The following is a 21,173-nucleotide window of genomic DNA, read 5'->3' as shown; positions in this document are numbered from 1 at the left end:
GATGCGCACCATCACCAAGGCCATCGCCGCGGCGTGCTTCGCCCTGGCGGCCGCCATTGCCGCCGTTCCGGCCGCCGTCGCCGCCGATGTCGTGTCGCTGCGCGGGACCGTCGAGATCGACGAGCTGGATGCCAAGCCGGAACTCTACGGCGTCACCGAGGGCAAGGCCTTCGGCCGCGCCTATCGGCAGCAGCCGCCGCTGATCCCGCACCGCATCGACAAGTATGAAGTCGACCTGAAGACCAACCAGTGCCTGAGCTGCCACGACTGGCCCTTCAACACCGAATTCGGCGCGCCGAAGGTGTCGGAGACCCATTACGTGGACCGCGCCGGCAACCGCCTCGACAACGTCGCCCGCACCCGCTGGTTCTGCACCCAGTGCCATGTGCCGCAGATGGACGCGCCCGAGCTGGTCAACAACACCTTCGAGCCGGCCCGCTGAGGCCAGCTCCCCGTATTGAGGAGGGACCCGCCATGTCCACCGAGCAGGAAAAGCGGCCGAACGTCATCAAGCGCCTGTGGCGCTGGTTCTGGGGCCCGGCCGGCGCGCTGTCGCTGGGGGTGCTGCTGATCGGCGGCTTCATCGCCGGCGTCGTCTTCTGGGGCGGCTTCAACACCGCCATGGAGATGACCAACACCGAAACCTTCTGCATCTCGTGCCATGAGATGGAAAAGAACGTCTATGCCGAATACGCCGGCTCGGTGCACGACACCAATGCCTCGGGCGTGCGCGCCACTTGCCCCGACTGCCACGTGCCGAAGGACTGGAACCACAAGATCGTGCGCAAGATCCAGGCCTCCAACGAGGTGCTGCACAAGGTGCTCGGCACTATCGACACGCGCGAGAAGTTCGAGGGCAAGCGCCTGCAGCTGGCCCAGAACGTGTGGCGGTCCATGAAGGAGACGGACAGCCGCGAGTGCCGCAACTGCCACAACTTCAATGCCATGGACGTCACCCTGCAGAACAAGCGGGCGCGTGAGAACCACCTGCGGGCTCAGGACGACGGCCTGACCTGCATCGACTGCCACAAGGGCATCGCCCACGAACTGCCCAAGGGCGCCTATGGCATCGACCCTGAAATGGTGAAGGCCCACCCGGCGCCGCTGCCCGTGCCGGCGGCCGACCCCAAGGGCTGATCCGCCTCCCCACCGGCGGCGACCGCTTCCCCTGTCTCCTCCCCAGCGGTCGCGCCGTGCGGCCGCCGGGTCTGACCCTCCTCGGACCCGGCGGCCCGTCCCTTTCCCGGAGTATCGGCCCATGGCCCCGCTCACCGACATCCTTGGCCGCCGCATCACCTACCTGCGCCTGTCGGTGACGGAGCGCTGCGACTTCCGCTGCACCTACTGCATCGCCGAGGACCAGCAGTTCGCCCCCCGCGCCGAGGTGCTGTCGCTGGAGGAACTGGGCCGGCTGGTAGACGTCTTCCTCGACCTGGGGGTGGATACGGTGCGCCTGACCGGCGGCGAGCCGCTCACCCGCAAGGGGCTGCCGGTGCTGCTGGAGCACCTCGGCCGCCGCCGCGCCGAGGGTCGCCTGCGCGAACTGACCCTGACCACCAACGGCAGCCGCCTCGCGGCCTTCGTGCCTGCCCTGGCGGCGGCGGGGGTGGAGCGGGTGAACGTGTCGGTGGACACCGTGGACCCGGACCTGTTCGCCCGCATCACCCGCCGCGGCAGCCTCGCCGCCGTGCAGGCCGGCATCGACGCGGCGGCACGGGCGGGCCTGCGGGTGAAGCTCAACTGCGTGGTGCAGAAGGGCGTCAACGACGGGCCGGAGCACCTGGACGCCCTGCTGCGCCATGCCGGCGCCCGCGGCCACGACATCACCTTCATCGAGGTGATGCCCATGGGTCCGGCGGCCTTCGACTTCGCCCGCCACCACCGCCCCCTGGCCGAGGTGCGGGCCGATCTGTCCCGGCGCTGGACGCTGGTGCGCGAAGGCTTCCGCACCGCCGGCCCGTCGCGCTACTGGCGCTGCGTGGAGACCGGCGGCCGCATCGGCTTCATCGCCGCGACGTCCAGCTGCTTCTGCGCCGGCTGCAACCGGGTCCGCGTGACTTCCGACGGCACCCTCTACCCCTGCCTCGGCGACGAACGGGCCGTGCCCTTGCGCGCCCTACTGCGCGACGACCCGAGCGGGGAGGCGGTACGGGCGGCGGTGGCGGCGGCCATCACGATAAAACCCGACGGCCACCACTTCACCCCCACCGGCACCCCGACCGACATGGCCCGGGGAATGAACGCGACGGGCGGGTGAGGGGGCTTTTTCGCCACCAATGGGGTTTTCACCACCAAGGCACAAAGACACCAAGGGGCTGCGGCGGAATGGCCGGCAGCTCCTGGGTTTGGCGATTCTTTATCGTAGCGGGTGACGATTTCAGGAGCTGGTTGCTCCTGTTGACCGGGATGATGGCACCGGTTTTGTTCTTCTCGGCCATGAGCTCAACGGCGTTCTTCTCGCCCAGCAGTGTCGCCCGGCCGGGGCGGCCCGATGCGGGGAACTGCGGACGAAGCTCACGTAAGTCATGAAGATGTTCCCCTTACTCGTACCGCAGCCGCGACTTCTCCAATCCCCCACCTGAGGGAGTTGTTGAAGCGCGGCGCGGCACGAGAAGGCCTTTGATCGGGCTCTCGATTTAGTTGGCGGTCGCCGGCGGGGCGTTGGTGGCGGGCGGCGCGGTATCGCCGGCCGGCGTCTGGTTACGGTTCACCGTGCCGTCGTCATCGGTGCCTTCCCATTCCGGCAACTCGGACACCTGCTCGTCCGTCAGGTTGACGCGGATGCCTTCGGCGGTGATCTGCACGTCGTTGATGTCGAGCGCCACCGAGGTCTGACCGATGCCGAGGAAGCCGCCGCGGTCGATGACGATGCGCTCCACGCTGTCGTCGCTGGTGCTGATGACCACGTCGGAGACCTCGCCGATCTGGTCGCCGTTCTGGCCGTAGACCGACTTGCCCATCAGATCCTGGCGGGTCGGGGTGGCGGAAGCGGCCTGGGTATCCTGCATCTGGCCGACATCCTGGCCCTGCTGCTGGGCGGTGGTGGTAGCGGCAGTGCCGCCGGCCGCACCGCCGGCCGCGCCGGTGGCACCGGTCGCGCCGGCATCAGCCTGGGCCTGGGCGCCGCCCACCTGCTGCAGGAGATCCTGCGCCTCGCGGTGGTGCTGTTCCAGGGTCGGGATCTGCGCTTCGGCGAACTGCTTCAGCTGCTCGTGCTCGCCCTGCTGCGCCTGCTGGCGGAAGAGTTCGAGCGCCCGCTCGTGCTCGTCCACCATCATCTGCATGTAGGCCTGGTCGAACTGCTGGCCGTCCATGTCGTCCAGGCGGTCGGCCTTCTGCTGTTCGGCATCGGGCAGGTCGTCGGGCAGGTCGATGTCGGCGTTGGCCTGCTCAAGCAGGGTCTTCAGGCTTTCGGAGGACTGGTCGTGGTCCTGCGCCATGCGCTCGCCGAACTGCTTGACCTGTTCGTTCTCGGCCTTGTCCTGGGCCTTTTCGCCCAGTTCCTTCTCCAGCATGTCGCTGATGGCGGCCTGCTCGACGAACTGGCGATCCTGCTGGCTCAGCTGACCCTGGGCCTGCTGCTGACCGGCGGCGGCGGGCGCCTCGGTCTGGGCCTGCGGCTGAGCGGTGGGGGCGGTCTGGTTCTGCTGCGCCAGGGCCGGAGAGGCTACCAGCAGCGCGACCACGGCGGCCGCCGTCGGAAACGTGCGCATTCGTCTGCTCCTTCAGTCTATGTGTCGGGTCGAGGGCGACCCTCTGCCCAAGCCAACGCCTGAAATCGCGGAACGCGGCATAAAGTGCGGATAAATTCTTGAACGAGGCGCTACCTCTTTCTGACCTTTCTCTTGCAGGTGGTGGGGTTTGTCTTCTCCTCTCTTTAAGGTCGTCGCGGCCCGTCAAGAAGAAGAGCGGGGCGGGGAAGGCGCTGTTATTGCTCGCCTTCCCCGTGCTCCGGCCCGTCGTCAATCGGTCCGGCCGGGATCGGGCTCGCGGACCTCATGCCACAGGGCGTTGAGGATGGCGAAGGCGCAGGCGAGGCCGACGCCGAGAATCCACGCGAAGTACCACATGATCGGCTCTCCTCAGTACAGGCTGTTGCTGTTCTTCTCGACGTAGTCCGCCGTCACCTTGCCGCGCAGCACGCGGAAGACGAAGCTGGTGTAGGCAAGGATGATGGGCAGGAAGATCAGCGTGGCGACCATCATCACGAACAGGGTGAAGTGCGACGATGTGGCGTCCCACGCCGTCAGGCTCGATGCGGGGTCGAGGCTGGAGGGCATGAGGAAGGGGAACAGGCTGACGCCGGCGGTGGCGATGATGCCGGTGACGGACAGGGCGGTGGCGATGAAGGTCGGGCCCTCGGCGCGGGTCCGCACCAGCACCAGGGCGGCGGCAGCCCCGGCGAAGCCGAGCAGCGGCGCGGCGATCATCCACGGATGGCGGCCGTAGTTGGCGAGCCAGGCGCCCGGCTCCCGCGCCACCTCCTTCAGCAGCGGGTTGGACGGGCCGGCGGTGTCGACCAGCGAGGTGATGACATAGCCCTGCACGGCGGTCGACACGCCAAGCCCGCCAAGCGCGAACAGCACGATGGTGGCAATGGCGGCGACCGTCAGCGCCTGCCGGGCGCGGGCCTGGATGTGGCCGTCGGTCTTGATGTTGAGGTAGGCGGCGCCGTGCATCACCAGCATGGTCACCGACAGCAGGCCGGCCAGCAGCCCGAGCGGGTTCAGCAGGCCGAGGAACCCGCCATCGTAGAACACCCGCAGGTCGGCATCCAGGCGGAAGGGCACCCCCTGCAGCAAGTTCCCGAAGGCGACGCCGAACACTAGCGCCGGCACAAAGCCGCCGAGGAACAGGCCCGTATCCCACACCCGGCGCCAGCGTGGGTCGGTCACCTTGTTGCGGAAGTCGAAGCCCACGGGGCGCAGGATCAACGCCACCAGGGTCAGGAACATGGCAAGGTAGAAGCCGGAGAAGGCGGCGGCATAGATGGGCGGGAAGGCGGCAAAGACGGCCCCGCCCCCCAGCACCAGCCACACCTGGTTGCCTTCCCATACCGGCCCGATGGTGTTGATCAGCACGCGGCGTTCGGTATCGGTGCGGGCGACGATGGGCAGCAGCGTGCCGACGCCGAGGTCGAAGCCGTCCATGACGGCAAAGCCGATCAGCAGCACGCCGAGGAACAGCCACCAGACAAGGCGCAGGGTTTCATATTCGATGGGAATGGTCATCATGGCTTGGTCTTCCTCTACTCGGCGGCCACGAAGGAGTCGGCGCGGGGGTCGGTGACGGCGGGGATGTCGCGCGGGGGCACGCCCAGCGCCTCCGCCGGTCCCATGCGGACGTACTTGACCATCAGGAAGACGTCGACCACCGCCAGGCTGGAGTAGAAGACGATGAAGCCGATCAGGGTGAACAGCACCTGTCCGCCGGTGAGCGACGACGACGACAGGAAGGTCGGCAGCACTCCCTCGATTGACCACGGCTGACGGCCGTGCTCGGCGACGAACCAGCCCAGTTCCGCCGCGATCCACGGCAGCGGCAGGCTCAGCGTCAGCAGACGCAGGAACCAGGTGCGGCTGAAGTCCCGCCGCGATGCCAGCCAGAAGGCGAAGGCAAAGGCGGCGATGAAGTAAAAGCCGAGGCCGACCATGAGGCGGAAGGTCCAGAACAGGCTCGGCACATGCGGCACGGTGTCCTGCGCCGCCTGGGAGATCTGGGCTTCCGTGGCGGTGCGCGGATCGTCCACGTACTTCTTCAGCAGCAGCGCGTAGCCCAGGTTGCCCTGATGGGCGAGCAGCGTGTCGCGCGCTTCGGCGCTGGTGCGGTCGGCGCGCAGGCGCTCCAGGGCGTCGTAGGCGACCAGACCGTCGCGGATGCGGGCGGCGTTGGCGGCAACCTGGTCCTTGATGCCCGGCAGTTCCTCGTCGATGGAACGGGTGGCGATCAGGCCCAGCGCCCAGGGAACCTTTACCTCGGCATGGGTTTCCTGCGCCTGCTGGTCGGGGATGCCGAACAGGGTGAAGCCGGCGGGCGCCGGCTCCGTCTCCCACATGGCTTCGATGGCGGCCAGCTTCATCTTCTGGTGTTCGCTGACGGCGTAACCGCTTTCATCGCCCAGCACCACCACCGACAGGGCAGAGGCGAGGCCGAAGGCGGCGGCGACGGTGAAGCTGCGGCGGGCAAAGGCGGTGTGGCGGCCTTTCAGGAGATAGAAGCTGGAAATCGCCAGCACGAACATGGCGCCGGTGACATAGCCGGCCGACACGGTGTGGACGAACTTGGACTGCGCCACCGGGTTGAACAGAATCTCGGTGAAGCTGGTCAGCTCCATGCGCATGGTGTCGACGTTGAAGGCAGCGCCGATGGGGAACTGCATCCAGCCGTTGGCGATGAGAATCCACAGCGCCGACAGGTTGGAGCCGATGGCGACCAGCCAGGTCACCGTCAGGTGGCCGACCTTGCTCATGCGGTCCCAGCCGAAGAAGAACAGGCCGACGAAGGTGCTCTCCAGGAAGAAGGCCATCAGGCCCTCGATGGCCAGCGGGGCGCCGAAGATGTCGCCGACGTAGTGGCTGTAATAGCTCCAGTTGGTGCCGAACTGGAATTCCATGGTGATGCCGGTGGCGACACCCATGGCAAAGTTGATGCCGAACAGCTTGCCCCAGAACTTGGTCATGTCGCGCCAGATTTCGCGGCCGCTCATGACATAGGCGCTCTCCATGATGGCAAGCAGGAACGACAGCCCCAGCGTCAGGGGTACGAACAGGAAGTGATACATGGCTGTCATGCCGAACTGCAGGCGCGACAGGCCGACCGGATCAAGGTCGAACATGGTGTCAGGACTCCCGGGCAGGGACGGAGAGGGGCGCCGTCAGCCGGTCGCCCATGCTGTCAGGGGTGACGATCACCTTGTGCTCGCCGCCGAAGACGAAGACCTTGGCGAGCACGACGATGCAGACCTTGATGACCAGCACGGGGACGATGGCGCGCGCCAGTCGGCCGCGCGGCTTCAGGCCGCTGGCGAGGAAGGCGCGCAGGCTTCCGAGAACGCCGCGCATGGCGATCCCTCCGAATGACTGCGGATGATGGGGTGATAAGCGATCGCGGGGCTCAGGCGGTCGGCGGGCCGCGGGTCGTGCGGGTGGTGCCGAAGCACCGCAGCCGCCGCACCGGCCACGCCTGGGCTGCCACCGGCGCGGCCTGACGCATCGGCCGCGGCGGCGGCAGGATCAGCAGCACCACCGCCGCCAGTGCCACCGCGGCGGGCGCCAGCGGCAGGCACAGCAGGCACAGGTCGTCCGCCGGATGGGCCGGCGGGGGCAGGGTGGTGAGGCTGCCGTCGAGGGCGATCACCGCCAGCCCGGCCCCGGTGCAGATGAGGATCTGGCCGAGCGGCAGCTCGGCGCCGGGATGCGGCTGTTCCGTCAGGCGGGAGGATGTCAGTGCCGCCGCCAGCAGGCCGACCAGCAACACCGACAGCCCCAGCCACCCCATGAGGCGGCGGCGGGTGCCGACGGTCGGCAGCGCGGGAACGGCGAGAACGGTGCTCATCTCTCTCGGCACGGCGGCGGGACGGGGGCGGCCGCCACTCCACCGTGAATGACCGGGGGTCCGTCACGGGAGGTCGGGGGGAGCGGCGACCGGCAGTGTCATCCTATGCCGCCGGGGGGAGCGGCGCATTGCGCATTGTCAGTCCCTGCATATTCCGATCATTCAAATAAGTCCTGAGGGGCGCTCCGGTCATTGCGGATTGTCATGGCAGGGTGGCGGCACGGCTCTGCACACTGGCGTCATGCAAGTCATTCTCAACAGGAGACTCCCGATGTCCCTGCACGAGGCGCTGAGCGCCGCCCTTGATGACGAATACAAGGCCATCGCCACCTATGAAGCGGTGCTGGCGGCCTTCGGCCCGGTGCGGCCGTTCGTGAACATCGTGGAGGCCGAGCGCCGCCACGCTGCCGCCCTGCTGCGGCAGTTCGATCGCCTGGACCTGACGCCGCCGGCCGACCTCTGGAGCGGACAGGTGGCCGCCCCGGCATCGCTGCCTGAGGCCTATGCCGCCGGCGTGGCGGCCGAGGTGGAGAATGCCGCGCTTTACGACCAGCTTCTGGCGGCGGCGCGCGGCGAGCCGGAGGTGACGCGGGTGTTCATCGCCCTGCGGGATGCCTCGCAGGACCGGCACCTGCCGGCCTTCCGCCGTCACCTCGACGGTGGTGCCGGGCGTGGCACGGCCGTAGCGGCCTTCGACTTTGCCGGTGCCGGTGCCGGTGGGGGATGCGGCGGCGGCGGTTTCGGTGGTGGCTGTGGCTGCGGAGCCGGGCGATGAACGGCGCGGCTGGCGCCGCCGTTGCCCTCGCGCTGCTGGCGGGGCCGGCCGCTGCCGCCGAACTGCACGTCAGCGTCACCGGCGTGACCCATGCCGACGGCACCCTGCGGGTGGCACTCTACGACACCGCCGCCACCTTCCGCGACGAGGATGCCGCCCGTGCCACGGCCACCCTTCCGGCCGTGCGCGGCACGGTCGGCACGACCTTTCCCGATCTGCCGCCCGGCACTTATGCCCTCATCGTCTACCATGACGAGAACGGCAACGGCCGCCTGGACCGCTTCCTCGGCATGATCCCGACCGAGGGCTACGGCCTCAGCAACGACCCCGAAGTCTCCGGCCCGCCGCGGTTCGAGGCCTGCGCCTTCCAGGTGGCGGAGGGTCGGGCCGAGGTGGCGGTGCGGCTGGTCTACTGACCGCCGGCGCCGTCGAAGTACCGGCCCGGCGTGCTGCCGAAGGTCAGGCGGAAGGCGCGGATGAAGCTGCTGACGCTGTCGTAGCCGAGGTCGAAGGCCACCGTGGTCACCGGCGTGCCCGCCGCCAGCAGCTCCAGCGCCCGCAGCAGCCGGGCCCGCTGCCGCCAGGCGGCGAAGGTGAGGCCGGTCTGCTGCGGGAAGCGCCGCGACAGGGTGCGCGGCGCCACCCAGGCGGCGGCGGAAAGGGCGGTCATGGGGCGGTCGTCCGCCGGATCGGCCGCCAGCGCCTGCGCCACCCGCGCCAGCCGCGGGTCGGTCGGCAGCGGCAGGGTGAAGGCATCGTCCGGCGGCCCGGCGATCTCGTCCAGGATGTCGCCGGCAAGCCGTTCCTGCGCCGGCGTCAGGGCGGTTCCGTCCGGCGGCCAGGAACAGGCGCGCAGCACCGCCTCGCGCAGCAGGCCGCTCATGCCCACCACCCGCGGCGTCGCCGGCAGGTCGCCGTAGGCGGCCGGCGCCACATAGACGCTCCAGCCATCGAACGGGCCGTGGGAGCGCGCCGCGTGCGGGGCGCCGGGCGGCAGCCACAGGGCGCTCACCGGCGGCAGCACCATGGTGCCGGTGGCGGTGGTCACGGTCAGCAGGCCGCCCAGGGTGCCGAGCAACTGCCCGCGCGGGTGGCGGTGCAGGGCGGTGTCCCGCGCCGCCCCCTGGCGGCGGCGGGCGGTGACCAGCAGCGGCGCCGGGGCGGCAGCCCGGTGGGGCGGGAGCAGGGGGCGATCTGGCGTCAGCTGCACACTCATTGTCTTCACAGCGTTAGCGGCGCCGGGCGGCGGTGTCTAGTCTTGCCGCATCCGTCCCGTCAATACGAGGCAGCCCATGACGCCGCAAGACAGCATTGCCCTCATCACGACCATGTTTGCCGCCTTCTGCCAGCCCGACACCAGCGCCGCGAAGTTGGCCCGGTTCTTCACCCCCGATTACATCCAGCACGTCGACGGCAAGCAGCTGGACCTGACCGCCTTCCTGGACCACTTCCGCGCCCTGCAGGCGGTGCTGCGTCGCCTGAACATCACCATCGAGCACGTGGTCAGCGACGGCACCACCGCCGCCACCGTCCACATCGCCGAGGCCGAGAAGCGCGACGGCACCCGCAGCCGCATCAAGGTGGTGGCGGTCTATGTCCTGCGCGACGGCCGCATCGCCCTGGTGGATGAACTGACGCGGGTGCTTGACGGTGCCGCGGGGGATGCCGACCTAGGCTCGCTCGGCACCACCACCACCGCCGCCGCCTGACCGCACCCGCACGCCCGAGGACGATCATGCCGCACCCGCAGCCCCTGGCTTTCCATCCCGTCACCGCCTCCGACCTGCCCGACCTGGAGTCGTGGTTTGCCGATGCCGACCTGGCGCGCCGGCTGGAGGCGCCGACTCCCGACTGGCTCGCCCACGTCAGCGGCGGCACCGAGGCCGCGGCCTGGGTGGTGCGGCCGGTCGGCGGCGGGCCGGCGCTCGCGTTGATGCAGGCCGACCGGGATGGTCCCGGCCGCGCCGTCATCGCCATCGCCGTCCGCCGCGAGTGCCGCCACGCCGGCCTCGGCCGCCGGGTGCTGGACACCTTCGCCGACGGTCCGGGCAGCGCCCATGCGGTGCTGGTGGCGACCGTGGAGCCCGACAACCTCGCCGCCCTCCGATGCCTGCAGCACGCCGGCTTCCGCCCGGCGGGGCAGGATGACGACGGCTTCCTGGTGCTGGAGCGCCACCGGGAGCGGGTCTGTCTTTAGTCGGATGACAAAAGTTATGTTATAACATGTTATTCCCTCTCTGTCGCGCCTTGAGCTGCGAAGGATTATCATTATCATCTCGCCCCGCCTGTAATCCACCGAGAGGGAAAAGAATGCGCCTTCGCGCCCTGGGAGCCATCATGCTTGCCGCCGGCCTCGGCCTGTCGGGCCTTGCCGCCGGTGCCGCCGCCGCGCCTCGCGATCAGGTGCTGGATGTGGTGGCGCCGTGGGAAATCGGCAGCCTCGACCCGTCCAAGCATGGCTACGTCTTCACCCGCCTGCAGATCGCCGAGACGCTGGTGGAGGCCGATCCGGCGGGGGCCCTGGCTCCGGGCCTTGCCACCGCCTGGACGGTCAGCGACGACGGCCTGACGTGGCTGTTCACGGTGCGCGAGGGCGTGCGGTTCCACGACGGCAGCCCGCTCACCGCCGAGGCCGCTGCCACCGCCCTGCGCCATGCCCTCGGCAAGCCGGGCATCCTGGCCCAGGCGCCGGTGGAGGAGATCGCCGCCCAGGGCGGGGCCGTGATGGTGCGCCTGCGCGAGCCGTTCTCGCCGCTGCCGGCGGCGCTGGCCGGCACCGCCAACCAGATCCTGGCGCCGGCGTCCTATACCGATGCCGGTGAGGTGACGCAGGTGATCGGCACCGGCCCCTACCGCCTGGACCAGCTGCAGCCGCCGCAGAAGCTGACGGCGGTGCGCTTCGACGGCTACTGGGGCGAGCCGGCGGCCATCGAGCGCATCTCCTACCTCGCTGCCGGCCGTGGCGAAACCCGCGCCATGATGGCGGAAAGCGGCGATGCCGACATCGTCTTCACCCTTGATCCCGCCAGCCGCGCCCGGCTCGCCCGCAACGACGGCCTGACCATCCACGCCGAGGCGATCCCCCGCACCGTCACCATGAAGGTGAACGCCGCGCATCCGCTGCTGGCGGACCCGCGCGCCCGCCAGGCGATCAGCGCCGCCATAGACCGGACGGCCATCGCCACCGCCATCCTGCGCGAGCCGGAAGCCGCCGCCGCCCAACTGTTCCCGCCGAGCCTCGCCGGCTGGCACCTTGCCGAGGCCCCGGCCGCCAAGGCCGATCCGCAGCGGGCGGCGGCGCTGCTGGCAGACCTGGGCTGGCAGACGGGCGGCGACGGCATGCTGGTGAAGGACGGCCAGCCCTTCCGCGTCACCCTGCGCACCTTCCCCGACCGGCCGGAACTGCCGCTGCTCGCCACTGCCATCCAGGCCCAGCTGCGCGAGGTCGGCATCGACCTGCAGGTGGCGGTCGGCAACTCCAGCGAGATCCCCGCCGGCCATCGCGACGGCAGCCTGGAGCTGGCGCTGCTGGCCCGCAATCTGGCGCTGGTGCCCGACCCGCTCGGCACCCTGCTGCAGGACTACGCCCCGGCCGGCGGCGACTGGGGCGCCATGAACTGGGCCGATCCGCGCCTGACCGAAATCCTGGCGACGCTGGTGCGCGGCGTCGGCGACGACGCCGACCGCCTGGCCCTGCAGCAGGAGGCCGCGGCCATCCTGGATGCGGCGCTGCCGGTCATTCCGGTCACCTGGTACCAGCAGACGGCGGCGGTGTCGCGCAGCCTGGACGGCTTCGTCATCGACCCGTTCGAGCGCACCTACGGCCTCTCCCGCCTGCGGTGGGCGCCGTGATCCGGCTGCTCGGCTATCGCCTGGTGCAGGCCGGGCTTGTCGCCCTGATGGTGGGGGTGCTGACCTTCGTGCTGGTCCGCGCCCTGCCGGGGGACATGGCCTTTCGCATCGCCGCCGGCCGCTACGGCTACGACTGGGTGGATGCCGCCGCCGCCGCCGCCGTGCGGGCGGAACTGGGGCTCGACCGCCCGGCGCTGGCCGCCCTCGGCCAATGGCTGTGGGATCTGGTGCGGTTCGACCTCGGCCGGTCGCTGGTGAGCGGCGAGCCGGTGATTGACGAGATCCGCCATCAACTCGGCCACTCGCTGCAACTGGCGGCGGCGGCGGTGGTGCTGTCGCTGCTGCTCGGCCCGCCGCTCGGCGTGCTGGCCGGGCTGCGGCCGGGCGGGCTGCTCGACCGCGGGCTGCTGTCGGCCGCCCTGGTGGCGCGGGCGCTGCCGCATTTCGTCATCGGCATCCTGCTGGTGATGGTGGTGGCGGTGCAGTTGCGCTGGCTGCCGGCCGCCGGCCATGGAACCGTCGCCCATACCGTGCTGCCGGCCCTGACGCTCGCCATCTGTCTGGCGGCGGTGTCGAGCCGGGTGGCCCGCGATGCCATGGCGGCGGTGGCGGCCAGCCCCTACTACGCCTTCGGCCGCACCAAGGGCCTGGGCGAGGGCATTCTGTTCCTGCGCCACGGGCTGCGCAACGTCGGCGTGCCGGTAGTGGCCTACCAGGGGGTGCAGTTCGTCTACCTGATCGAGGGCGTGGTGGTGGTCGAAACCCTGTTCGCCTGGCCCGGCATCGGCCACGCCCTGGTGCATGCCATCGTCGCCCGCGACGTGCCGATGATCCAGGGCACCGCCCTGGTCATGGGCCTGATGTTCGTGCTGCTCAACGCCGGAGTGGACCTCTTGTGCCACGTCATCGATCCGAGGAGGCGCGCCGCATGACGACGCCCGCAACCCTCACCCTGCGCGGCCTCGGCGCCCGCCTGCGTCCCGGCGCCGGCGGCGGGCCGGTGCTGAGTGGCCGGCGGCTGGTCGGTGCCGGCCTGCTGGCGCTGCTGGCCGTCTTCGCCTGGGGCGCGCCGCTGATCAGCGATGCCGACCCGGCCCGCCAGGACCTGCTGCGCACCCTGGTGCCGCCAAGCCTGGAGGCGCCCCTCGGCACCGACCACCTCGGCCGCAGCCTGCTGGCGCGGCTGGCGGCGGCGGTGCGGCTGTCGCTCGGTCTCGCGCTCATGGGCGTGCTGACGGCGGCGGTGCCCGGCGTGCTGCTCGGCATCCTGGCCGGCTGGCGCGGCGGCTGGGTCGACCGCCTGCTGGTGGTGCTGTCGGACGCCTTCCTGGCGCTGCCGGGCCTGCTGCTGGTGCTGCTGATGGTGGCCATCGCCCCCGGCTCGTTCTGGGCGCTGTATGTCGGCATCGCGCTGGTGCTGTGGATCGAGTACTTCCGGCTGGTGCGGGCCACCACCCGCACCCTGGTCACCTCGCCGCAGATCGAGGCATCGCGCCTGCTGGGCTTCGGGCCGCTGTACATCGTCCGCCGCCACCTGTGGCCGGAGCTGGCGCCCATGGTGCTGACCCTCGGGGCCTTCGGCGGCGCCACCGCCATCATGGCCATCGCCGCCCTGGGCTTCGTCAGCGTCGGCCTGCGTCCGCCCACCGCCGAACTGGGCCTGATGATGACCGAACTGCTGCCCTATCACTACGAGGCGCCATGGGCGCTGCTGCAGCCCATCGCGGTGGTGTTCCTGCTGGTGCTGGGCCTCATCCTGCTGGCCGGAAAGGACCCGCGATGACCGTACTGCTGGACCTGACGGAGGTGGCGGTGGCTTCGGCCGATGCCATCGTCCATCCCACCAGCCTGACCCTCACCGCCGGGCGGCCGCTGACCATCCTGGGCGAGACCGGATCGGGCAAGAGCCTGCTGGCCCAGGCGGTCATGGGCACCCTGCCGGCGGGCCTGCGGGCCGAAGGCGGCATCCGCCTGCTCGGCCAGGATGTCGGCAGCCTGTCGCCGCGGCAGCGCCGCGCCCGGTGGGGGCGGCAGATCTCGCTGCTGCCGCAGGAACCGTGGCTCGCCCTCGACCCCACCATGAAGGCGGCGGCGCAGGTGGCGGAAACCTATCGCCATGTCGCCGGCTCGCCGCCCGCCGAAGCCGCCGCCAACGCCCGTCGCGACCTGCGTCAGCTGGGGCTGGAGGGGGCGGAGGAGCGGCTGCCGGGGCAGCTGTCGGGCGGCATGGCGCAGCGCGTCGCCTTCGCCGCCGCCCGTGCCCGCGGCGCCCGCGTGGTCATCGCCGACGAACCCACCAGCGCGCTCGACGACGACCGCCGCGACGAGGTGGTGGCCCTGCTCAAGCGCGAGGTGGACGACGGCGGCGGCCTGCTCACCATCACCCACGACGTGGCGGTGGCGCGCGCCCTTGGCGGCGACGTCATCGTGTTCCGCGACGGCCGGGTGGAGGAAAGCGGACCGGCGGCGCGGGTGCTGACGGCGCCCGCCAACCCTTACGCCCGCCGGCTGCTGGCCGCCGAGCCGGCGGCATGGCCGGCGCTGCCGCCGCGCCGCACGGGCGGTGGCGGGCCGGTGCTGCGGGCGGAGGGGCTGCGCAAGCAGCGTGGCGGCCGGGTGCTGTTCGAAGACCTGTCGGTCACCGCCGAGGCCGGGGAGGTGGTCGGCGTCTGCGGCCCGAGCGGCTGCGGCAAGAGCACCCTCGGCGACATCTGCCTCGGCCTGCTGGCGGCGGACGGGGGCACGGTGTGGCGCGATCCGGCGGCGGCGCGGGTGCGCTGGCAGAAGCTCTACCAGGACCCGCCGGCCGCCTTCCCGCCGCACGTCACCCTGCGGCAGGCGCTGACCGATGTGGTCCGCCTGCACCGCCGCGACTGGAGCGAGGTGGAAACCCTGATGGCCCGCCTGCGGCTGGTGCCGGCGCTGCTCGACCGTCACCCGCGGTCGGTTTCGGGCGGCGAGCTGCAGCGGCTGGCGATCCTGCGGGTGCTGCTGGTCGACCCGGTGTTCCTGTTCGCCGACGAGCCGACCTCCCGCCTGGACCTGATGACCCAGAAGGAGACCATGGACCTGCTGGTGGGCCTCGCCCGCGACCGTGGCTGCGCCGTGCTCCTGGTCAGCCACGACCGGGCGCTGGTCGACAAGGTCTGCGACCGCACCGTCCGCCTGGATCACTGAGCGGCGGCGAGGGGCGGCGGCGCGTGCGGCTCCAGCGGGGTGACGACGGCGGCGCCGTCCACCCGGCTGCGGGCGAAGCGGACGCCATAGGCTTCCTCCAGCGCCGGCGAGGCGAGCGCCGCCGCCGCCACGCCGGCCGCCAGCACCCGGCCCTCGGCCAGCAGGATCAGGTCGTCGCAGTAGCGGGCGGCCAGCGACAGGTCGTGCAGTACCACCGCTACCGCCCGGCCGGCGCGGTGGGCTTCCTCCCGCAGCAGGCCCATCACCGCCAGCTGGTGGCGGGGGTCGAGCGCCGCCGCCGGCTCGTCGGCCAGCAGCACCGGCGTTTCCGTCACCAGCACCCGCGCCAGCATCACCCGCGCCCGCTCGCCGCCGGACAACGTCTCCACCGTCGCATCGGCAAGGGCGGCGGTGCTGGTGCGGTCGAGCGCCGCCGCCACCGCCGCCTCGTCGGCGGGGCCGAGGCGGCTCTGCCAGGCGTGCAGGTGGGGCAGGCGGCCGAGTGCCACCGTGCGCCGCACCGTCAGCGGCCAGTGGACGGCATGGCCCTGCGGCAGGAAGCCGATCAGCCGCGCCCGCGCCCGCGATCCCGGCCGCGGCAGGGGCCTGCCGGCGTGGGCGAGGGTGCCGGCGGCGGGCTCCGTCACCCCGGCCAGCACCCGCAGCAGGGTGGACTTGCCGGCGCCGTTGGGGCCGATGATGCCGGTCAGGCGGCCGGCCGGCAGGGACACGGATACCGCTTCCAGCAGGCGGCGGCCGCCGGCGACCTCGACGGTGACGGCGCGCGCGGTGAGGGCGGTCATGGCAACCTCCGGTTCAGGCGCAGCACGAGGACGAGGAAGAACGGCGCCCCGATCAGGGCCGTCACCACCCCCACCATCACCTCCTGGTTGGTCGGCAGCAGGCGGGAGACGATGTCGGCCGTCGCCACCAGGGCGGCCCCGCCCAGCGCGCTCGGCAGCAGCAGGCGGCGCGGCTCGTGGCCGACGAAGGGGCGCAGCATGTGCGGCACCACCAGGCCGACGAAGCCGATGGAGCCGGCCACCGCCACCGCCGCCCCCACCACCAGGGCGGTGCCGAGGATGACGGCGAGGCGCAGGCGGGTGAGGTCTATGCCGAGGGTCTGCGCCGCTTCCTCCCCCAGGCTGAGGGCATCCAGCCCGCGCCCGCTGGTCAGCAGCAGGGCACCGCCCACCAGCAGGAAGGGCAGCGCCAGCACCACATGGTCCATGGAGCGGTCCTTCAGCGACCCCAGCAGCCACAGCATCATTTCCGACAGGGCATAGGGGTTGGGCGCCAGATTGAGCGCCAGCGACGTCAGCGCCACCGCCAGGCTCGACACCGCCACGCCGGAGAGGATGAGCGTCAGGCTGCCGGCGGTGCGGCGGGCGATCATCAGCAGGATGACCGTGGTCGCCGCCGCCCCGGCCATGGCGGCCAGGGGCACCGCCCATTGGCTGACCGCGACCAGCCCGAAGTGGAAGGCGATGACGGCGCCGAGGCCGGCGCTGGCCGAGACGCCGATCAGTCCCGGCTCGGCCAGCGGGTTGCGCAGCAGGCCCTGCAAGGCGGCCCCGGCGAGGCCGAGCGCCGCCCCCACCTCCAGCGCCAGCAGCACGCGCGGCAGGCGGACCTCGTGGACGATGGCGGCCAGCCGCTCATCCCCGAGCCCCATCAGCGCCCCGGCGACGGCGGCGGGGTCGTAGGCGACATAGCCGACCAGCAAGCCGGCCACCGCCGCCCCGATGGCGACGACGGCCAGCACCAGCAGCAGGCGGCCTTGCGGCAGGGCGGCGGCGGTCATGGCGCCAGCTCCCGGTTCAGACGCTCCGCCGCCTCGGCCAGGATCCAGCCGGCGCAGACCCAGTAGGCGCCGGGCACGTGGGCTTCCGGCAGGGCAGCGGCCCGACGGAGGAAGGCGGGATGATTGCCGAAGCCGCCGTTCCTGCTGCGGTGGGGGCTTTCGAAGAAGCTGGTCACGATCACCTCCGGCGGGGCGGCGATGAACCGCTCCAGGTCATAGCTGCTCCAGCCGCTCAAACCTTGTTCGGTCGCCTGATTGCGCAGGCCGGCGGTGTCCATCAGGGTGGCGACGAAACTGCCGGCGGCGGCGGTGCCGCCATCGGGACGCAGGTAGAGGCCGAGCCGTCCGCCGCCGTTGGGCGCGGCCTCGACGGCGGCGATCTTCTGCCGCACCGCCGCCACCAGCGCCTCGCCCCGCTCGGACTGGCCGAGGACGGCGGCGACCTCGCGGATGCTGGCGACGACGCTGTCCATGTCCTCCGCCAGCGGCAGGCGGATCACGGTGAGGCCGAAGCGTTCCAGCAGGGCGGCGGTCTGCGCCTCGCTCCAGGCATTGGTGATGACCACCTCCGCCCCGGCGGCGAGGTAGCCCTCGGCGCTCGGCCGCAGCAGGGGCAGGCCGGCGGCGCGGTCGGCCAGCAGCGACAGCCAGGGCGAGGCGGCATCGGGCGACAGGGCGGCGATCTGCTCCGGCGCCGCCAGGGCCAGCACCATCTGATCGGCGCAGACGGTGGCGGAGGCGACCCGAGGCAAGGCCTGGGCCGGCGGGGCCGCGACGGCGGGGCGGGGGCCCCCAGCCCCCCCCCCCCCCCCCCCCAGGGCCAGGGTCAGCCGCCGCATGGGAAGCCGTGCGCCTGCCGGTCGCGCGGATCGGGCGGCAGACCGAGGTAGCGCTGGCGGAAGCTGTCCCACATGGTCAGGCGGCTCCAGTCCGGGTCCTTGCGCACGCGGTCGCCGGGGTCGAGGAAGGGGTGGGGGAAGAACACCGTCAGCTGGTTCTCCCCCTTGCCGTTGAACAGCCGCAGCTGCCAGCTGCGCGGCCGGTCCTCGGCGGCCAGGATGCGGATCATCTCCGCCCGCGCGGTGCGGCGGATGCGCGCCAGCTCCTCCTCCACCGGCGAGCGGCGGGTGCCCTTGTTCTCGCCGATGCAGACGTGGAAGTGCCAGGCGCCGAAGTCGACGGTGAGGTAGCCGTCCAGCACCCCCACCTTGCGCGGCGCGTTGGGGGCGTGGATCTCGAACACGGCGCCTTGCACCAGGGTGCCGAAGGCCACCTGATCCCACCAGTTTTCGAACACGTCCTTCAGCACGGCGAACAGGGTGTCCTGGTCGGTGGGCAGGGCGAAGATTTCCACCCGGCCGACGCCGGCCTCTTCCGTGATGGTCGATGCGGTCATGGCTGTGGTTCTCCTTCAGAACTTCACGGTGATGCCGGCGTAGGCGGAGCGGCCGGGGGTGCCGTAGCCGACCTCTTCCTCGTAATCGGCGTCGAACAGGTTCTCGACGCGGCCATGCAGGGAGACGCTGTCGGTGACGGCGTAACGAAGGGCGAGATCAGCGGTCCAGAACTCGTCGCTGGACTCCCCGGAGTACTTGTTCTGCGTCTGGTCGCGGTAGCGCAGCGACAGGGTGGCGGTGGCCTCCGGCACGAACTGCCAGCCGAGGGCGGCGGTGGCCTGGTGCAGCGGACGGTTGCGCAGGCGGACGTCGCGCTCGTCATCGACGGCGTTCTGCCAGGTGTAGGACAGGCTAGCGTCGACGGTCGGCAGCGGCTTGGCCGCCAAGGTCGCCTCGATCCCTTCCACCCGCGTGCGGTTGACGTTCACATAGCTGCCGCCGGAGCAGGCGGCGGAGGTCGGCGGCGTCCACTGCCAGTCGATCTCGTCGCGGGTGCTGGTGCGGAAATAGGTGACGCCGGCGGTCAGGCGGTCGCCGGCCAGGTCCTGGTCGATGCCGACGTCCCAGCCGCGGCTGCGTTCCGGGCGCAGGTCGGCGGCGCCGTAGCAGGGGTCGAACCGCTCGTAAAGGCTCGGCGTCTGCCAGGCGGTGCCGTAGCTGGCGCGCAGGGTGGTGGCGGTCGGCTCGATGCGGTAGGCGGCGCCGAGGCGCCACGTCGCCTTGCTGCCGAACTCCTGGTGATCGTCGCCGCGCAGGGTGGCCGAGAGGTCGAGGCCGTCCAGCGGCGTGACGCCGAGGGTGGCGAAGGCGCCGGTCTTCCAGAAGTCGGCCTCCATGACCGGCGCGTCGGGGGCGAAGCCGGGGGTGTGCTGCTCCATGCGCTCCTGGGTGGCGTCGAGGCCGGCTTCCACCGTCACCCGCTCGCTCGCCGCCCAGGTGGCGACGTAGTCGAGGCGGGTCTTGTAGCCGTCATAGGTGTCGCCGGCGGTACCGAAGCCCCAGTACTGGCGGGTGATGGCGGTGTCCGACACGCCCAGCACATGGGTCAGGGTGTTGTCGAAGGTCTCCAGCGTGGTGGCGAGGCGCAGGAAGCGTTCCGTCTCGTCGCGGTTCCAGTCGCGGTCGGCGGTGTTGGCGTCATAGAAGAGGTCTTCCCGCTGGTAGCGGGCGGTGGCGTCGAAGCGCAGCCGGTCCGACGCCTGCAGGCCGAGGCTGCCGGCCAGCGACCACTGGCGGTAGGGGTCTTCGGCATCGCCGCCGCGCCTGCCGTTGAAGTCGGAGTAGCCGAGGGCATGGGTGCCGGCCGCCGACAGGCGGAAGTCCACCGGCCCCTGCAGGCCGGAGACGCTGGCGCGGGCGCGGCTGGTGTCGTAGCTGCCGTATTCGGCGCTGACCTCGCCGGCCAGCGGCTCGGTCGGGCGCTTGGTGACGATGTTGATGACGCCGCCGCCGGTGTCGGCGCCGAAGCGGCCCGGCTGCGGCCCGCGCAGCACGTCGATGCGGGCGAGGTCGGCCATGGTCAGCTCGCTGATCGGGTATTGCGACTGGCTCTGGCTGGTGTCGCTCATCTCGATGCCGTCGATGAACACCCGCACGTTGCGGGGGGCGAGGCCGCGGATGGTGACCGATGCCGGCTGCCCCATGCCGCGCTGGCCGGAGATGGTGACGCCCGGCGCCAGCCGCAGGGCATCTTCCAGCCGGCGGATCTGACGGGCCTCGATGTCGGCGGCGGTGACCTCGGTGACGGCGGTGGCGGCCAGCGCTTGCGGCACGCCGAGCGGCGGCGGCGCCGTCACCCGCAGGGGCGGCAGATCGGCGGTGTAGGTGGGGTCGGTCAGCACCACGCGGGTCGGCTGACCGTCGTCCGCCACGGCGGCGGAAACGGGCAGGGCGGCGGCGAGGGCGAAGGCGAGGGCAGGCGTTGGAACGGAACGCTGGCGCATGATGGGTCGGCGGCCTTGCTTCCTGCGGATCGGCCGGGCGCGCGGGGGCGGTGCCGGCGTCGATCCGGGCGGATGGACGACGGACGTCGGCCGCGTCCGTCGGCCGGCGCGCAACGGCCGGGCCTGGGGACACGGGATGGCCGCGACGGCCGAAATCAGAAGCGGAAGGCTCTGCGTCCGGGGCGCCACGGTGACGTCGATGGGCGCGTCACCGCAACGGCTGCCCGCACCCTCGACACACCCCGATCGAAGGTATGGTGACGCTGTCTGCGGCAGGTCTCCTGGCTCGCGGATCGCCGACCTGCGTCGCCTTCCCGGCGCCGGGGCGCCAGTGGCATGAGACGCAGGCCTCACCGCTCACAGTTGCGGGGACAGCCACGGCACAAGGCCCTCGACCGAGTCGGCCTCTTCCGTCGTTCCCTTTTAATCCTCCGGCGTTTCCACCGTATGAGGAACCGTAGACCGTTTTCAGGTACCCTGGCGGGCAGCCAATGTCAACCGGCGGCTGTGCGACGCAAAGGGAGAGGGAGGACGTGGTGACCCACCCGGCCGAGCCGCCCGGCGACCCCGCCAGCCCGCCCTGCCTGCTGCACGAGGCCGACCCGCTCTACGCCGGCTTCGCCCCGCCGCATGAGGTGGCGGCGGCCCTGGCGGCGCTGCTGGCGGAGGAA

24 protein-coding genes and 1 riboswitch are annotated in these 21,173 nt (G+C 71.4%); of the genes, 11 read left to right on the top strand and 13 right to left on the bottom strand.

The window, feature by feature from the left end:
• Position 1: 1 nt before the first annotated feature.
• The 3 genes from ABD056_RS04220 to moaA all read left to right on the top strand — a co-directional run bounded on the left by ABD056_RS04220 (position 2) and on the right by moaA (position 2,257).
• Positions 2-442, top strand: a complete 441-nt coding sequence (locus tag ABD056_RS04220) for a nitrate reductase cytochrome c-type subunit (RefSeq protein ID WP_343864722.1) — start codon at positions 2-4, stop codon at positions 440-442.
• Between the two features lie 32 nt (positions 443-474).
• Positions 475-1,137 (top strand): NapC/NirT family cytochrome c, encoded by a 663-nt coding sequence (locus ABD056_RS04215; RefSeq protein ID WP_343864720.1) that lies wholly within the window; start codon positions 475-477, stop codon positions 1,135-1,137.
• A 121-nt stretch (positions 1,138-1,258) separates the two neighbouring features.
• Positions 1,259-2,257 carry a GTP 3',8-cyclase MoaA gene (gene moaA / locus ABD056_RS04210; RefSeq protein WP_343864719.1) on the top strand — a complete coding sequence of 333 codons (999 nt, stop codon included), beginning with the start codon at positions 1,259-1,261 and terminating at the stop codon, positions 2,255-2,257.
• 28 nt (positions 2,258-2,285) lie between these two features.
• On the opposite strand, the gene ABD056_RS04205 is transcribed toward moaA, so the two are convergent.
• From ABD056_RS04205 to ABD056_RS04175, 7 genes are all read right to left on the bottom strand, one after another.
• Positions 2,286-2,438 carry a hypothetical protein gene (locus ABD056_RS04205; protein ID WP_343864717.1) on the bottom strand — a complete coding sequence of 51 codons (153 nt, stop codon included), beginning with the start codon at positions 2,436-2,438 and terminating at the stop codon, positions 2,286-2,288.
• 198 nt (positions 2,439-2,636) lie between these two features.
• A complete protein-coding gene (locus tag ABD056_RS04200) occupies positions 2,637-3,713 on the bottom strand; it encodes a DUF4142 domain-containing protein (protein ID WP_343864715.1) in 1,077 nt (358 codons plus the stop codon).
• A gap of 249 nt (positions 3,714-3,962) precedes the next feature.
• Positions 3,963-4,070: a cytochrome bd-I oxidase subunit CydX gene (cydX, locus tag ABD056_RS04195; protein WP_343864713.1), complete on the bottom strand. Its 108-nt coding sequence runs from the start codon at positions 4,068-4,070 to the stop codon at positions 3,963-3,965.
• Between the two features lie 12 nt (positions 4,071-4,082).
• A complete protein-coding gene (gene cydB / locus ABD056_RS04190; RefSeq protein ID WP_425545004.1) occupies positions 4,083-5,234 on the bottom strand; it encodes a cytochrome d ubiquinol oxidase subunit II in 1,152 nt (383 codons plus the stop codon).
• 14 nt (positions 5,235-5,248) lie between these two features.
• Positions 5,249-6,835, bottom strand: coding sequence for a cytochrome ubiquinol oxidase subunit I (locus ABD056_RS04185; protein WP_343864711.1), 1,587 nt, complete (start codon positions 6,833-6,835; stop codon positions 5,249-5,251).
• 4 nt (positions 6,836-6,839) lie between these two features.
• Positions 6,840-7,061, bottom strand: a complete 222-nt coding sequence (locus ABD056_RS04180; RefSeq protein ID WP_343864709.1) for a hypothetical protein — start codon at positions 7,059-7,061, stop codon at positions 6,840-6,842.
• Positions 7,062-7,113: 52 nt separating this feature from the next.
• Complete coding sequence (locus tag ABD056_RS04175) at positions 7,114-7,554, bottom strand: DUF2946 family protein (RefSeq protein WP_343864707.1); 441 nt, start codon at positions 7,552-7,554, stop codon at positions 7,114-7,116.
• A gap of 271 nt (positions 7,555-7,825) precedes the next feature.
• Here ABD056_RS04175 and ABD056_RS04170 point away from each other — a divergent pair, with 271 nt between their 5' ends.
• Together ABD056_RS04170 and ABD056_RS04165 are read left to right on the top strand one after the other, a co-directional pair.
• Positions 7,826-8,329, top strand: a complete 504-nt coding sequence (locus ABD056_RS04170; protein WP_343864705.1) for a ferritin-like domain-containing protein — start codon at positions 7,826-7,828, stop codon at positions 8,327-8,329.
• Positions 8,326-8,745: a DUF2141 domain-containing protein gene (locus ABD056_RS04165; protein WP_343864703.1), complete on the top strand. Its 420-nt coding sequence runs from the start codon at positions 8,326-8,328 to the stop codon at positions 8,743-8,745. Before ABD056_RS04170 ends, ABD056_RS04165 begins: the two co-directional genes overlap by 4 nt.
• On the opposite strand, the gene ABD056_RS04160 is transcribed toward ABD056_RS04165, so the two are convergent.
• On the bottom strand, positions 8,739-9,545 hold the full coding sequence (locus tag ABD056_RS04160; RefSeq protein WP_343864701.1) for an AraC family transcriptional regulator: 807 nt from the start codon (positions 9,543-9,545) through the stop codon (positions 8,739-8,741). The genes ABD056_RS04165 and ABD056_RS04160 overlap by 7 nt on opposite strands.
• A gap of 76 nt (positions 9,546-9,621) precedes the next feature.
• Between ABD056_RS04160 and ABD056_RS04155 the strand changes: the two genes are divergently transcribed.
• The 6 genes from ABD056_RS04155 to ABD056_RS04130 all read left to right on the top strand — a co-directional run bounded on the left by ABD056_RS04155 (position 9,622) and on the right by ABD056_RS04130 (position 15,358).
• Positions 9,622-10,038 carry a nuclear transport factor 2 family protein gene (locus ABD056_RS04155; RefSeq protein WP_343864699.1) on the top strand — a complete coding sequence of 139 codons (417 nt, stop codon included), beginning with the start codon at positions 9,622-9,624 and terminating at the stop codon, positions 10,036-10,038.
• Between the two features lie 26 nt (positions 10,039-10,064).
• Positions 10,065-10,526, top strand: coding sequence for a GNAT family N-acetyltransferase (locus ABD056_RS04150; RefSeq protein WP_343864697.1), 462 nt, complete (start codon positions 10,065-10,067; stop codon positions 10,524-10,526).
• Positions 10,527-10,639: 113 nt separating this feature from the next.
• Complete coding sequence (locus ABD056_RS04145; protein ID WP_343864695.1) at positions 10,640-12,181, top strand: ABC transporter substrate-binding protein; 1,542 nt, start codon at positions 10,640-10,642, stop codon at positions 12,179-12,181.
• Complete coding sequence (locus ABD056_RS04140; protein WP_343864694.1) at positions 12,178-13,113, top strand: ABC transporter permease; 936 nt, start codon at positions 12,178-12,180, stop codon at positions 13,111-13,113. Before ABD056_RS04145 ends, ABD056_RS04140 begins: the two co-directional genes overlap by 4 nt.
• Positions 13,110-13,964, top strand: coding sequence for an ABC transporter permease (locus ABD056_RS04135; RefSeq protein ID WP_343864693.1), 855 nt, complete (start codon positions 13,110-13,112; stop codon positions 13,962-13,964). The genes ABD056_RS04140 and ABD056_RS04135 overlap by 4 nt, the downstream gene beginning before the upstream one ends.
• Entirely contained in the window at positions 13,961-15,358 is a 1,398-nt protein-coding gene (locus ABD056_RS04130; RefSeq protein ID WP_343864691.1) for an ABC transporter ATP-binding protein, read from the top strand. The genes ABD056_RS04135 and ABD056_RS04130 overlap by 4 nt, the downstream gene beginning before the upstream one ends.
• Here the strand turns inward: ABD056_RS04130 and ABD056_RS04125 are convergent.
• From ABD056_RS04125 to ABD056_RS04105, 5 genes are all read right to left on the bottom strand, one after another.
• Positions 15,352-16,161, bottom strand: a complete 810-nt coding sequence (locus tag ABD056_RS04125; protein ID WP_343864689.1) for an ABC transporter ATP-binding protein — start codon at positions 16,159-16,161, stop codon at positions 15,352-15,354. The genes ABD056_RS04130 and ABD056_RS04125 overlap by 7 nt on opposite strands.
• Entirely contained in the window at positions 16,158-17,162 is a 1,005-nt protein-coding gene (locus tag ABD056_RS04120; RefSeq protein ID WP_343864687.1) for a FecCD family ABC transporter permease, read from the bottom strand. Before ABD056_RS04120 ends, ABD056_RS04125 begins: the two co-directional genes overlap by 4 nt.
• A complete protein-coding gene (locus ABD056_RS04115; protein ID WP_343864685.1) occupies positions 17,159-17,914 on the bottom strand; it encodes an ABC transporter substrate-binding protein in 756 nt (251 codons plus the stop codon). The genes ABD056_RS04120 and ABD056_RS04115 overlap by 4 nt, the downstream gene beginning before the upstream one ends.
• Positions 17,915-17,988: 74 nt before the next feature.
• Positions 17,989-18,558 (bottom strand): DUF7676 family protein, encoded by a 570-nt coding sequence (locus ABD056_RS04110; RefSeq protein ID WP_343864683.1) that lies wholly within the window; start codon positions 18,556-18,558, stop codon positions 17,989-17,991.
• A 15-nt stretch (positions 18,559-18,573) separates the two neighbouring features.
• On the bottom strand, positions 18,574-20,502 hold the full coding sequence (locus ABD056_RS04105) for a TonB-dependent receptor plug domain-containing protein (RefSeq protein ID WP_343864681.1): 1,929 nt from the start codon (positions 20,500-20,502) through the stop codon (positions 18,574-18,576).
• Between the two features lie 254 nt (positions 20,503-20,756).
• Positions 20,757-20,977: riboswitch (cobalamin riboswitch) on the bottom strand.
• Between the last annotated feature and the right edge of the window lie 196 nt (positions 20,978-21,173).

Source organism: Caenispirillum bisanense (assembly GCF_039523075.1).
In the GTDB taxonomy this organism is placed as follows: Bacteria; Pseudomonadota; Alphaproteobacteria; order Rhodospirillales; family Rhodospirillaceae; genus Caenispirillum; species Caenispirillum bisanense.
The sequence above is the reverse complement of the archived record's forward strand: the minus strand, read 5'-3'. Positions and strand labels throughout refer to the sequence as shown.

Coding starts and splice junctions, on each gene's coding strand:
- ABD056_RS04125 (WP_343864689.1), bottom strand. CDS start 16,161: ATGACCGCCCTCACCGCGCGCGCCGTCACCGTCGAGGTCGCCGGCGGC.
- ABD056_RS04145 (WP_343864695.1), top strand. CDS start 10,640: ATGCGCCTTCGCGCCCTGGGAGCCATCATGCTTGCCGCCGGCCTCGGC.
- ABD056_RS04150 (WP_343864697.1), top strand. CDS start 10,065: ATGCCGCACCCGCAGCCCCTGGCTTTCCATCCCGTCACCGCCTCCGAC.
- ABD056_RS04180 (WP_343864709.1), bottom strand. CDS start 7,061: ATGCGCGGCGTTCTCGGAAGCCTGCGCGCCTTCCTCGCCAGCGGCCTG.
- ABD056_RS04215 (WP_343864720.1), top strand. CDS start 475: ATGTCCACCGAGCAGGAAAAGCGGCCGAACGTCATCAAGCGCCTGTGG.
- cydB (WP_425545004.1), bottom strand. CDS start 5,234: ATGATGACCATTCCCATCGAATATGAAACCCTGCGCCTTGTCTGGTGG.
- ABD056_RS04160 (WP_343864701.1), bottom strand. CDS start 9,545: ATGAGTGTGCAGCTGACGCCAGATCGCCCCCTGCTCCCGCCCCACCGG.
- ABD056_RS04155 (WP_343864699.1), top strand. CDS start 9,622: ATGACGCCGCAAGACAGCATTGCCCTCATCACGACCATGTTTGCCGCC.
- ABD056_RS04205 (WP_343864717.1), bottom strand. CDS start 2,438: ATGGCCGAGAAGAACAAAACCGGTGCCATCATCCCGGTCAACAGGAGC.
- moaA (WP_343864719.1), top strand. CDS start 1,259: ATGGCCCCGCTCACCGACATCCTTGGCCGCCGCATCACCTACCTGCGC.
- ABD056_RS04220 (WP_343864722.1), top strand. CDS start 2: ATGCGCACCATCACCAAGGCCATCGCCGCGGCGTGCTTCGCCCTGGCG.
- ABD056_RS04165 (WP_343864703.1), top strand. CDS start 8,326: ATGAACGGCGCGGCTGGCGCCGCCGTTGCCCTCGCGCTGCTGGCGGGG.
- ABD056_RS04200 (WP_343864715.1), bottom strand. CDS start 3,713: ATGCGCACGTTTCCGACGGCGGCCGCCGTGGTCGCGCTGCTGGTAGCC.
- ABD056_RS04105 (WP_343864681.1), bottom strand. CDS start 20,502: ATGCGCCAGCGTTCCGTTCCAACGCCTGCCCTCGCCTTCGCCCTCGCC.
- ABD056_RS04135 (WP_343864693.1), top strand. CDS start 13,110: ATGACGACGCCCGCAACCCTCACCCTGCGCGGCCTCGGCGCCCGCCTG.
- ABD056_RS04120 (WP_343864687.1), bottom strand. CDS start 17,162: ATGACCGCCGCCGCCCTGCCGCAAGGCCGCCTGCTGCTGGTGCTGGCC.
- ABD056_RS04175 (WP_343864707.1), bottom strand. CDS start 7,554: ATGAGCACCGTTCTCGCCGTTCCCGCGCTGCCGACCGTCGGCACCCGC.
- ABD056_RS04170 (WP_343864705.1), top strand. CDS start 7,826: ATGTCCCTGCACGAGGCGCTGAGCGCCGCCCTTGATGACGAATACAAG.
- ABD056_RS04130 (WP_343864691.1), top strand. CDS start 13,961: ATGACCGTACTGCTGGACCTGACGGAGGTGGCGGTGGCTTCGGCCGAT.
- ABD056_RS04110 (WP_343864683.1), bottom strand. CDS start 18,558: ATGACCGCATCGACCATCACGGAAGAGGCCGGCGTCGGCCGGGTGGAA.
- ABD056_RS04185 (WP_343864711.1), bottom strand. CDS start 6,835: ATGTTCGACCTTGATCCGGTCGGCCTGTCGCGCCTGCAGTTCGGCATG.
- cydX (WP_343864713.1), bottom strand. CDS start 4,070: ATGTGGTACTTCGCGTGGATTCTCGGCGTCGGCCTCGCCTGCGCCTTC.